Below are 11,964 nucleotides of genomic sequence, written 5' to 3'. Positions count from 1 at the left end.
ACCCGGCCATAGAGATCGAACGTCGGCCCACCGGAGTTACCCCGATTGATCGGCGCGTCGATCTGCATGAAGTCGACGTAGCTGGAGCCGGAGACGTTGTGGCGCCCGAGCGCCGAGATGATGCCGGCCGTCGCCGTGCCGCCGAGGTTGAAGGGATTTCCCACCGCCACGACCCAGTCTCCGACCCGAGGTTTGGCGCGGTCTTCGAAGCTGACGAAGGGCGCCCCCGTCGTCTCCACCTTGATCACGGCGATGTCGGTCGCCTGGTCCCGACCGACAAGGCGGGCCTTCAGCGTGCGGTCGTCGGACATGTGGATCGTAATCTTGTCGGCGTTCTCGACCACGTGGTTGTTGGTGACGATGTAACCGTCCGGCGAGATGAAGAAGCCCGACCCGGCGCCACGCATCGGGACAGACTGCTGAGCTTGCGGCGCCTGTTGCTGGAAGAAGCGGCGCAGCTCCGGCGGCAAGCCGTCGCCGCCGTCCTCGTCTGCGCCGGGCCCCGACTGCGACACCCGCTGCGGACCGGCCTTGCCCTCGACCTCGATCGACACCACGGCAGGTGCGACATGCTGGATGATGTCGGCAAAGGAGGCTGGTGCGCCCGCGGAAGGCGCCGAGAAGGGCCGCGCGTTCACCGCGCCGTCCGCCCCCACGCCGGCTCGCGCCACATAGCCGCCGGCGCCGGCGAGACCGAGTGCGGCGACCGCAGCGCCGGCCTTCATGAAATATCTGTAATCTCTCATCTTTCGGTGACCCTTCAGGAGGCTATGATAGCCGCCAGTCCGCTGCCAGATTGCGCTGTCCGATGGCGATCAGTGGGCAGACCGATGGCGGATTTCGACGAGTTTACGGCGTAACCGCGGCCTGAGGCGGTTTGCCGTGGGGGCTGGTGGCTAGGCCTTCAGGGCCGCCAGTTCCGCCCGGTCGGGATCGTCCAGCACCTTGCAGACGGCGTCAAACAGCATGTTGGGCGTCGTTGTCGTGCTGACCGCAGGCCAGTGCGGCAGACCCTGGTGGTTGGGGTCGCCGGTGCGGGCGAAGGCGATCCAGGCGTCGGCCATGCGGGCCGACAAGGCGCGGGCCTCTGGGGTTCCACCTGTCGCGTTCAGGCAGCGATCTACATTGTCGAAGGCATAGGCCATTTCGGCGCAGTGGAAGGCGCGCACCCGGCCGTCCAGCACGGTCTTCGGATTGTAATCGAAGCGATAGAGGTAGGCCCCGCCCCCGCCTTGCCTGGCCTTGGCCTGCGCCTGCACCACAGCCGGCGCCCGGAACATGGCCGAGACGACGCGAGACAGGATTTCCACCGGCTTGGCCTTCGGATCCGCTTGACGGAACGCTGCCCAGGCGGCGGTCGGCGCTCCGCCCATCGCTGTGGCCGAAATCCCCTTCGCCTTTTCCTCCGTTATATCCTCAAGCGCGGCGTTGCCGAGGCTGGGCGAATATTCGTTGAGGTTGGTGCCGATGATCATCGGCACGCCGAGTGAAAGCGCGGGCGCGCCTGCGGCCCAGGTCGGGCCTGGAATGGCGTGGCCCTCGGCCACCGGCGCCCAGCCCAGGTTGATCGTCCCCGGTGGTGGCTTGGGCATGGCGTTCTTCGCCTTGTCGCCAGCTGCGACCAGGGCCATAGGCGGCACCGCCCCCAGCTTGTCGAGGTCGCCCGGCGCGATCTCGAGATTCTTCAGGACGGCCTCGGCCAGGCGCCTGGTGTAACCGGTGTCCCCGACATTCAGCAGCGAGCCGCTCTCGACGATGGCCTTGTGAAAAAGGCCCTTGGCCGAGGGCATGGCCATCAGGGTGGACACCTTCGCACCCCCGCCCGACTGCCCGAAAATGGTCACGTTTCCAGGGTCGCCGCCAAACGCTGCGACGTTGTCGCGCACCCACTCCAACGCCGTCACGAGGTCGAGTTGGCCCGCGTTGCCGGACATTGCGTATCGCGCGGCGCCGAATTGCGACAGGTCCAGAAAGCCGAACGGGCCCAGGCGGTGGTTGACGGACACGAACACCACGTCGCCGCGCCGTGCCAGCCGCTCACCGTCATAGGCTGGCAATTCCTGCGACGAGCCGGCCTCGTAGCCGCCGCCGTGGATCCAGAACATCACCGGCCTGGGTTTGCCGGTGACACCGGCCGACCAGATGTTGAGCCGCAGGCAATCCTCGCCTGGGTAGCCGTCGTCCCAGTCGTAGATGAAGGCGGTTTCGTCGCTTTTCCAGCCGGCGCGCACCGCCTGCGGGCAACAGGGGCCGTAGCTCAGGGCCGTCCGCACGCCCTTCCAGGGCGCCACCGGCTGCGCCGGTAAGAAGCGCGCCGCGCCGGCGGTGTCCTTCCCATAGGGGATACCCTTGAAGACGAAGACGCCATCGCGGACCACGCCTCGGAGTTTGCCCGACTGGCTCTCGACGACCGCTTCAGGCGGTGTGGAAAGCCGCGCCGCCCCGCCGCTGCCGCCTGGCTTGGCCAAGGCCCCGCCGACCGGCGCCGCCGCCAGCAGCCCGCCCACCGCGCCGGCCGTCAGCAAACCCCGTCGGCCCACCCCGTTGCTCGTTTTCCCCACCCGCCCCTCCGCCTTCTCGTTGGCGGGCATCCGATCACCCTGCGGCGCGACTCGCAACGTTGAGCTTGAAACCCTTGACGCCATTGACGGTTTTCTCGTCACAACCCGAGGAGATACTCCCATGCCTGCCAAATCCCAGGCCCAGCAGAAAGCCGCCGGCGCCGCCCTCTCGGCAAAGCGCGGCGACACGCCGAGGTCGAAGCTCAAAGGCGCTTCGAAATCGATGCTGTCGATGAGCGAGGCGGAACTGGAGAAGATGGCTCACACCAAGCGGAGGGGAAAGCCGGAACACGTCGCGCACAAGTAGGACCGCTCCCCGGTCATGGCGAGGCCTGGTCGTCCCGACCTAGCCGGAACTCACCGGCCGGGCCTCGCCAGATAAAGCCGGAAGCGCGGCCCGAGGCGCCGAGCTGGAACGTCATGTCGCCCACATCGCCGCCGCCGTTCGGCGCCGAGAAATCGTTCCCGCCATGAGATGCGATGGGGAGCGGCGGTCCAGCCATCCCCCTGGCTTCGACCAACAACGTCATATGGTCTGCGTTATAGCCGATGGTCATGAAGATGCTGCGGCTCAGGCGGTAGCGGCCGAGGTAGGGCTTCGCGGCCGCCGCGGTGATCGGCAGGTCGGCGCGGGCCGAGCGGGCCGCCGGCGGCGGGGGTGCAGGCGGCAGGGGGCGGATCGGCACGCCGGCGATCACGTAGAGGCCGATGTCGTCGGCGCCGTTAGCCCCCTCGGCATTGGAAAGCACGATCACGCCCTCGCGCATCTTCGGGTTGAAAGCGGTGAACGCGCGATGACCGAAGGTGCCGCCCGAGTGGGTGACCAGGCGGCCGCTCGGCATCTCCAGGATCATCCAGCCCAGCGCCTGGCGAAAGCCGCCCTGCATGCCGGCCCGTTCGGTTGCCAGCATGGCGTCCATCGCCGGCCTGAGCGGCGTCTTGGTGTAGTCCATTTCCGCGGCCAACAGCTTCAGCATGTCGTTGGCGGAGGAGCGGATCTGCCCTGCGGCGGCCTCCGCGGGGCCGATGTCCAGCGGCGGCTCGGGGCGCAGGAAGGCGTCGTGACCGGTGGCAAGACGAGATTTGAGCTCGGGCGTGACGGTCATCACCGTCGAGGTCATGCCCAGGGGACCCGTCACACGCTGACGGATCAGCGTCTCCAAATCCACGCCGGCGCGATGGCTGAGCGCGATCCCCAGCAGGCCAACGCCCAGGTTGGAGTATTCCCACTCCGTCCCGGGGTCGCGTGGCAGCTGATAGGAGGCCAGGAACTTGTAGAGGTCGGCCTCACTGGTCCCCGCCAGCATCTCATCTTGCCGCTTGGCCGCCAGGTTCGGCAGGTCGTGCGGCAAGGCGGCGGTATGCATGGCCAACTCGCGCAGGGTGATCACCTTGCCTCCACGGCTCGGAACCTTCACCCCGGCCGGCAGGTACTTTGACACCGGGTCGTCGAGCCCCACCTCCCCACGCAGCGCCATGTCCTGCAGGACGAGCGCGGTGAAGGTTTTGCTGATCGAGCCGATCTCGAAAAGCGTGTCTGCGTCGACGCTTCGCCGGTCGCCGATGTCGGACGAACCGTAAGCCACGACGCGCCGCCCCTTCGGCGAAATTACGCCGACCACGATGCCGACGCCGCGGCGCTCGGTGTCGATGCGGCGCACAAGCACCTGCCTGATCGCCGCATCGTCGGGGATCGACCAGGTCTTGGGCGGAGGACTGGGCGCAGGCGCCGAGACTTGGCCCAGAGGAGCATCGCTTGTGCGTTTCAGGATGATGGGCGCCAGGGTTGGTCCCTGGGTGAACTCGCCCTGGACGGCGCTCCCGTCATCCCAAAGCTCGCCGACGAAACGGGCCTGCAGTGCGCGCATGTCGATATCGATATCGCGACCGGTTCGACGCACGCCCGTGACGGGCGCCCCCATCACGCCCTGGTCCGGGCTGTCGACGGTCACCTGAGTGCCATCCGACCCTGTCCGGATATGGAAGACCAGGCGCAGGAGACCTGCGGCGCCCGCGTTGATCGCGCCCTGCCAGTCTCCGTCGAGGCCCTCAACCCTTGGCGCAGGGGCCGGCAGGCCTCGCGCCAGCCGCAGCGGGAGGCCCGTCGTGGTCCCCGAGGTCCAGGTCCCCGCCCATTGGCCCGCGGCCGGGTCCCACGTTGCGTCATATCGCGCGCGAGCGGCCGGAATATCAAAAGTCAGATGGTCGCCGGAGGCCTCAACCCCCGTCAGCACCATGCCCCGGACGCCCAGCTCGATATCGTCCAGCGTGCCTTCGTAGCCTGCGGCGGCCCTGTGCAGATGGAGCGCCATGGTGAGATCGCCGAACTGCCTGGTCTTGAGCGTCCCCAGCCAGTCTCCTGCGGCCTCCTCGGCGCGCGTGGACGCGGCAAAGCCGAGGGCCACGACAACGGCGGCCGCCAGACGCAGGTTCGACCCTCGGCTCATTGGAAAAATCCCCGGCGCGTCAGCCGCTATGCATCCATAGATGCAATCGACTGGCGCGCGCTTGTGTCAAGCAGGGCCTCCCCAGATCTAAGCCGCCAGTCCCTGCAGCCTGGCGGCGAACTCGCGCACCCGCTCGGGTCCGCCGAGGAGCTGACGGTTCGCGCCAATCCGTTTGAACCAGAAATGCAGGCCCAGGAGGTCAGTGATGCCCATGCCGCCATGCACCTCCGTCGATGTGCGCGCGACGAAGCGGCCAACCTCGGAGGTGAGCGCTTTGGCGTGCGCCGCCATCAGGGAAGTCTCTCCCGGGACCGCGTCGAACGCGTAGGCCGCGTACCACACCAGCGACCGGCAAGGCTCCAGCTCGGCGGCCATCTCGGCGCAGAGGTGCTTGACGGCCTGGAACGAGCCGATGACGCGCCCGAACTGGCGCCGCTCCTGGGCGTAGGCGACGGCCTTGTCGAGCATCGCCTCGGCCGCACCCAGGGTGTCGGCCGCAACCAGCACCCAGCCGGCATCGCGCAGGGCCGCGAGCAACTCCGGCCCGCCGCTCAGCGGCTCGGCGGCGACACCATCGAAGGTGAGTTCTGCAAGACGCCGTGTCTCGTCGATCCCCGGCATCAGGGCCCGCGTCAGCCCGGCGGCGTCGCCGCGCACCAGGTGCAGGCCACCGGAGCGGTCGGCGACGACGAGGAGTCCCGCCGCCATGCCGCCCGGAACGAACAGCGCCTTGCCAGTAAGCTTTCCCCCTGACGCGGTGACGCCGGCTCCGTCCCTGGCGCCGGCGATCGGCTCGGAGATCGCCGCCGCGGCTATGACCTTGCCGGACGCAAGTTTCGCCAGCCACTCCTGCTGTTGCGCTTCCGAGCCGCCGCGCGTCAGGGCGAGTGGCGCAAGCACGACACCCATGAACGGCACAGGCGCAACCGCCCGGCCGAGCGCCTCGGAGGCCAGGGCGGCGTCGAGCAGGCCCAGGCCCAAGCCTCCGAACGCCTCCGGAACAACGATCCCGGCAAGACCGAAGTCGGCCAGCGCCCGCCAGACGTCCGCCCCCTTGTCGCCGAGGTCGCCGGCAAACCTGCGCACGCGGTCAAGCGAACTTGCCTCGGCCAGGGTCCGCGTCAGGCTCTCCTGCATCAGCCGCTGGTCGGAGGTGATCGAAAAATCCATCGTCGCTTAGGCCCCCGCCGGCTTCGGTTCGCGCGGCAGGCCCAGGCCTCGCTCGGAGATGATGTTCTTTTGGATCTGGGCGGTGCCGCCGCCGATGATCAGGCCGAGATCGAACATGTAGCTGCGCTGCCAGGAGCCCTTGGCCCTGAGGTGCGGACCGTCGTGATAGAGGATGCCGAGCTCGCCCAGCGCATCGATCGCCAGCGCCGCCAGCTGATGGTTCAGCTCACACCCCTGGAGCTTGACGACCAGGCCGGCCAGCCCGGAAGGTTCCTGCGTGAGCTGTGAGGTGATGAGGCGCAAGCCATTGAATTTCATAGCCAGCACTCGGCCCTGAAGCTGCATCAGACGGTCGCGGAAAATCGGGTTATCGATCAACCGATGGCCATCCACCTCCTCGGTTTTCATCAATGTGATCAAGGCGTTCAGCCGAGCTTCTGTAGCGTTGGGATCACCCAGCATCCCGCGCTCGTGTTTCAGCGTCGTGTTGGCGACGAACCAGCCCCGCCCACGCCCGCCGACCACCTGGTCCTTGGGCACCCGCACGTCGGTGAAGAACACCTCGTTGAACTCGGCCGACCCGGTCATGGTCTTCAAGGGCCGCACCTCGATGCCCGGCGTCGACATAGGGATCAGGAGGTATGAGATGCCTTCGTGCTTGGCGGCGTCAGGCTCAGTCCGCACGAGGCAGAACATCATCTGCGCCTGCGCCGCCGTACTCGTCCAGATCTTGGATCCGGAGATCAGGAAGTCATCGCCGTCTTCAACCGCCTTGGTCTGAAGGCTCGCGAGATCAGAGCCCGCGCCGGGTTCGGAGTAGCCCTGACACCAGATGATTTCGCCGCGCAGGGTCGGGCCGATCCAGCGGCGCTTCTGTTCCTCCGACCCCACCTCCAGCAAAGTGGGGACCAGCATCGAGATGCCCTGCCCGGCCATTCCGCGAGGCGCGCCCGCGGCGATGAACTCCTCGGCGATGATCCGGCCCTTGAGGATATCGGGCTCGGCGCCGAAACCACCGTACTCTCGCGGAATGGTGCGCGCGGCATAGCCATGCTCGATGAGCAGTCGCTGCCAAGCCGACGGATCCTTGGCGGCTCCGCCCGCGTAGCTGTCGCGGTGGGTGTCGAGGAAGCCTCGCACCTCGCCGCGGAACGCCGCCATCTCCGGCGTTTCGTTCAAATCCATGGTCGTTGCTCCCTACCTTCAGGTGAGCCCCTTTCCGCCCCGCGCGCAACGGCGCCGCGACGTCAGCGGGTCGTGACGCATGCAACGCTTGCGGCGAAGCTTGGTTATAAGACCGATAGGGAGACCCGGATGACACGACACGCCCTCTTCGCCGCCAGCCTCGCTGCCCTTGCGCTCGCCGCCTGCACCATGCCGAAGGGTTCGTCCAACCCGTGGGCAGGATATGGCCCCAATCCGCCATTGCCCGCGCCCGTAAAGACTGCGATCCCCACCGTCGGTATTCCCAAGGTCGTGGGTTGGGCGCCGGGCGCCGCACCCAAGGCACCGCCCGGCTTCACTGTCACCCGCTACGCCGAAGGGCTCGACCACCCGCGCTGGCTCTATGTCCTGCCGAACGGCGACGTGCTGGTCGCGGAGTCCGCTTCGGAGCCCTCTGCCGCGGACAAGTCAAACCAGGGGATCAAGGGCTTTTTCCAGAAGCTCCTGATGAAGAAGGTCGGCTCAACACAGGCCAGCCCTAACCGGATCTTCTTGCTGCGCGACAGCGACGGCGACGGGGTGGCTGAGAGCCGAATGCTGTTCGCCCAGGGCCTTACCCGGCCATTCGGCATGACGTTGGTCGGCTCCACCCTCTACGTCGCCAACGACAATGGCGTCGTGAGCTTCCCCTATGCGGCGGGCCAGACGACCGTCACAGGAACCGGCGCTAAGGTCTTCGACCTGCCGGGCGGACCGATCAACCACCATTGGACCAAGAATGTGGTGGCCAGCCGCGACGGGACGAAGCTTTACGCCACCGTGGGCTCCAACTCGAACGTCGGCGATAACGGCCTGGAGAACGAGGCCGGCCGCGCAGCGATCTGGGAATACGACATCGCCACCGCCAAGCCGCGGATCTTCGCCTCCGGCATCCGCAATCCCAACGGCATCGACTTCGAGCCGACGACGGGCGTGATGTGGACCGTCTCCAACGAGCGCGACGAGATCGGCAACGACCTGCCTCCGGATTTCCTGACCAGCGTCAAGGACGGTGCGTTCTATGGCTGGCCCTGGAGCTACTGGGGCCACAATGTCGACGTGCGCGCCAAGCCTGCGAATCCGGAGATGGTCGCCAAGGCCGTCGCGCCGGACTTCGGCCTCGGGGCGCACACCGCAGCACTGGGCTTGGTGTTTTATACCGGGGCCTCCTTTCCGGCTTCATACCGGGGCGGCGCCTTCATCGGACAGCACGGCTCCTGGAACCGTCAGCCGTTGAATGGCTACCAGGTGGTGTTCATCCCGTTCTCGGGCGGACGCCCGCAGAACGCGCCCCAGGCCTTCCTGACCGGCTTCCTGGACAAACACGACAGGATCCAGGGTCGGCCGGTCGGCGTGGTGATGGACAAGACCGGCGCTCTGCTCGTCGCCGACGACGTAGGCGGCATCGTCTGGCGAGTGAGCTCGACGCCGGCCGGCTCCCGGCCGGCGAACTGAGCCTACTTGCCGGGGTAGAAGACGCAGAGCTTGTTGCCGTCGAGGTCGCGGAAATAGGCCCCGTAGAAGCCGTCCATCCGCTGACCGGGCGCCCCTTCATCCGAGCCGCCGGCGGCAAGGGCGGCGGCATGGGCCGCGTCGGCTGCCCCGCGGCTGGCGGCAGGCAGGCCGAACATCGAGCCGTTTCCGGCGGTCGCCGGCTTCTCGTCATAGGGCTTGCAGATCGCCAGCATCGACTGGCCGACGCCGCCGTAGAACTGCATGCGCTCGAAAGCCATGGTGCGTTTGCCGCCGAGCGGCGCCATCACCGCGTCGTAGAAGCCGCGGGCGCGATCCAGGTCATTGGTTCCGATAGTGGCGTAGGCGATCATGGCGTTCCCCTTTTTCTGATGCGCGCACTCTAAGGTCTGACCCACAGGGAACCGCAAGCCTGCGTGGACGAAGCGACCGATCTGTCGTCAACTCTTCAGGAGGCAGCGGGGGGGAGATCTCATGGGAACGCTCGGAGCGGCGGCGGTGTCGGCTATTGCAGCGGCTTGCATCGCCACCGCTGCAGCGGCGCAGGATGCGCCCACCTCGAGCGCGGTGAAGCGCGAGGCCAGGACCGTGGCGGGGTTGGCCGCGCCGGCGCAGATCGTGGTCGATCATTGGGGCGTACCGCACATCTTCGCCGGCTCCGCGCGCGACGCCTTCTTCCTGCAGGGTTACAACGCCGCGCGCGATCGCCTCTGGCAGATCGACCTCTGGCGCAAGCGCGGCCTTGGACGGCTCTCCGCGAGCTTCGGGCCGACCTACGTCGCTCAGGACAGGGCGGCGAGGCTGTTCCTCTACCGCGGCGGCATGGCGGCGGAATGGGCGTCCTATGACCCGCAGGCCCGGACCGCGGTCGAGGCCTTCGCGGCCGGGGTGAACGCCTATGTGACCGAAGTGAAGGCCGGCAAGCGGCCGCTGCCGGTGGAGTTCAGACTGAGCGCCAGCCAGCCGGAGGCCTGGGCGCCTGAGGACATACTGCGCATCCGCAGCCATGCTCTGGTCTCCAACGTCGCCTCGGAGGTCGCCCGCGCTCAGGTCGCCTGCGCGGCAGGGCTGCCGGCCGACCGCCTGCGCCGTAAGCTGGAGCCCCCGCACGCGACCGTGGTTCCAGCCGGCCTCGACCCCTGCGTGGTGCCCGCCGACGTGTTGAAGGACTACCTCCTGGCCACCGGCCCCGTCAGTTTCGAGGCCCTGGCGAGCGGCGGCCGCAAGGCCGAGGCGCCGGCCCAGGTGCAACTCGCCCAGGCGTTGGACGCCGCCCAGAACGAAGGCTCCAACAACTGGGTGATCGCGCCCTCGCGCACCGCTACGGGCCGGCCGATCCTGGCTAACGATCCGCACCGGCCAGTGGGCGTTCCCTCCTTGCGCTACATCGTCCATCTGAACGCGCCCGACCTAGACATCATCGGCGCCGGTGAGCCCGCCCTGCCCGGCGTCTCCTTCGGGCACAACCGCCAGATGGCCTGGGGCCTGACCATCTTCTACATCGATCAGGAGGACCTCTACGTCTACGACACCAAAGCCGACGCCTATCGATACAAGGGTGGCTTCGAGCCGATGAAGGTGGTCCACGAGACCATCGAGGTGAAAGGCGAAGCGCCGCGGGACGTGACGCTGAAATTCACCCGCCACGGCCCGGTGATCGCCGAGACGGCCGGACACGCCTTCGCAATGCGAACCGTCTGGAACCTGCCAGGCGCCTCGGGCTATTTCGGCTCGTCGCGGATGTGGCGCGCGAAGTCCTGGGCTGACTTCAAGAGCGGCCAGGAGGCGTGGGGCACGCCGCCGCTGAACCTGATCTTCGCCGACACCTCAGGCGAAATCGGCTGGTCTGCCGCGGGACTGACGCCGGCCAGGTCCAACTGGGACGGACTCATGCCGGTGCCGGGCGACGGACGCTACGAGTGGGCGGGCCTGATGCCCGGGGCGCAACTGCCCGCGGCGCACAATCCGCCCGAGGGATTTTTCGCCACAGCCAACGAAATGAACCTGCCCGCCGGCTATCCCGACGAGAGCCGCCACGTGGGCTTTGAGTGGGGCGACCGCTCGCGGATCAACCGCATCAAGGAGGTGCTGGCGACCACGCCAAAGGCGACTTTGGCCGACTCCATGGCCCTACAGACCGATAGCCATGACGACCTCTCACGCCGGACGATCGCGTTGCTGGCGCACGTCTCCTCCGCCGATCCGGAGGTCGCCAGGGCGATCGAACTCCTGAGGTCCTGGGACAATGACGAGACGACCGCAAGTGCGGCGGCCGCCATCTACCAGGTCTGGGCGACCAATCATCTGGGGCACACCGTCGTAGCGTCTGCGACGCCGCAGGCCGCGCGCGTCCTGGTTGGCTCCGGCCAGCTCGATGCGGTGATTTCCTACCTGGAGACGCCCGAGGCGGCGCCCACCCGCGACGCGATCCTGCTGGGTAGCCTCGGGGCGGCCGTGACCGAGCTCAAGAACCGGCTGGGGCCGGATATGGCGACCTGGTCCTGGGGGCGGCTGCATCACGCTCGCTTTGAGCCGGCCGCAGCGGTCTTGGCCGATAGCCAGCTCGCCGAACAGATGGCGACGGGAACCCTGCAAATTCCGGGCTCGGCCTCGAGCCCGCGCGCCGCCACCTATCGCCCGTCGGACTTCCGACAGACCGCGGGCGCCTCGGTGCGGCTGGTGATGGACGTCGGCGCCTGGGACAACTCCGTGGCTGTCAATACGCCCGGCCAGTCGGGCGACCCCTTCAGCCCTCACTACCGCGATCTCTTCCCGCTCTGGGCGACGGGCGCCTATATCCCGCTCGACTTCAGCCGTGCCGCTGTGAACCGGGACGCGGAAACCGTGATCAGCCTGGAGCCCGCCAAGTAAGGCTGACCGCGCGTTCCTGACAGCATGCTGTCAGCAGATCAGGTCCACATAGATGCTGCGCAACGGAGCATCGCGATGGCCCAGAAGATCACTCGGCGGAGCTGCCTTGGTGCGGTCGCGCTCTCGGCCGCGGCGACAACCGTCGAGGCCGAACCGCAGACCGCCATGACCAACCGGGCCCACTTTCTCGCGCAGCCGGAATACCGCGACGCCCTCGTGCGCTGCTTTTCCGAGGTGCT

The 11,964-nt window shown here is 67.7% G+C and carries 9 protein-coding genes; 3 read left to right on the top strand and 6 right to left on the bottom strand.

Translation table 11 applies throughout. The annotated features are described in order from the left end of the window. Window positions 1-746: trypsin-like peptidase domain-containing protein (locus VGI62_RS05595; protein WP_331503412.1), on the bottom strand; the 746-nt coding region annotated here is incomplete at its 3' end. 150 nt (window positions 747-896) lie between these two features. Next, window positions 897-2,591 (bottom strand): carboxylesterase/lipase family protein, encoded by a 1,695-nt coding sequence (locus VGI62_RS05590; protein WP_331503411.1) that lies wholly within the window; start codon window positions 2,589-2,591, stop codon window positions 897-899. 91 nt (window positions 2,592-2,682) lie between these two features. On the opposite strand from VGI62_RS05590, the gene VGI62_RS05585 reads away from it, so the two are divergent. After that, complete coding sequence (locus VGI62_RS05585) at window positions 2,683-2,868, top strand: DUF3008 family protein (RefSeq protein ID WP_331503410.1); 186 nt, start codon at window positions 2,683-2,685, stop codon at window positions 2,866-2,868. Between the two features lie 13 nt (window positions 2,869-2,881). Here the strand turns inward: VGI62_RS05585 and VGI62_RS05580 are convergent, their stop codons facing one another. The 3 genes from VGI62_RS05580 to VGI62_RS05570 form a co-directional block, all read right to left on the bottom strand. Next, the gene (locus VGI62_RS05580; RefSeq protein ID WP_331503409.1) at window positions 2,882-5,008 is read right to left on the bottom strand and encodes a serine hydrolase domain-containing protein; all 2,127 of its coding nucleotides are present in this window, start codon (window positions 5,006-5,008) and stop codon (window positions 2,882-2,884) included. An 87-nt stretch (window positions 5,009-5,095) separates the two neighbouring features. After that, window positions 5,096-6,178 carry an acyl-CoA dehydrogenase family protein gene (locus VGI62_RS05575; protein ID WP_331503408.1) on the bottom strand — a complete coding sequence of 361 codons (1,083 nt, stop codon included), beginning with the start codon at window positions 6,176-6,178 and terminating at the stop codon, window positions 5,096-5,098. 6 nt (window positions 6,179-6,184) lie between these two features. Continuing rightward, window positions 6,185-7,363 carry an acyl-CoA dehydrogenase family protein gene (locus tag VGI62_RS05570; protein ID WP_331503407.1) on the bottom strand — a complete coding sequence of 393 codons (1,179 nt, stop codon included), beginning with the start codon at window positions 7,361-7,363 and terminating at the stop codon, window positions 6,185-6,187. 129 nt (window positions 7,364-7,492) lie between these two features. On the opposite strand from VGI62_RS05570, the gene VGI62_RS05565 reads away from it, so the two are divergent. Continuing rightward, window positions 7,493-8,836, top strand: coding sequence for a sorbosone dehydrogenase family protein (locus VGI62_RS05565; RefSeq protein WP_331503406.1), 1,344 nt, complete (start codon window positions 7,493-7,495; stop codon window positions 8,834-8,836). Between the two features lie 2 nt (window positions 8,837-8,838). On the opposite strand, the gene VGI62_RS05560 is transcribed toward VGI62_RS05565, so the two are convergent. Continuing rightward, complete coding sequence (locus VGI62_RS05560) at window positions 8,839-9,207, bottom strand: VOC family protein (RefSeq protein WP_331503405.1); 369 nt, start codon at window positions 9,205-9,207, stop codon at window positions 8,839-8,841. A 121-nt stretch (window positions 9,208-9,328) separates the two neighbouring features. Here VGI62_RS05560 and VGI62_RS05555 point away from each other — a divergent pair, with 121 nt between their 5' ends. After that, entirely contained in the window at window positions 9,329-11,725 is a 2,397-nt protein-coding gene (locus VGI62_RS05555; RefSeq protein WP_331503404.1) for a penicillin acylase family protein, read from the top strand. The last annotated feature ends 239 nt before the right edge of the window (window positions 11,726-11,964 follow it).

The organism is Phenylobacterium sp., from assembly GCF_036495085.1.
Lineage (GTDB): Bacteria > Pseudomonadota > Alphaproteobacteria > Caulobacterales > Caulobacteraceae > Phenylobacterium.
The sequence above is the reverse complement of the archived record's forward strand: the minus strand, read 5'-3'. Positions and strand labels throughout refer to the sequence as shown.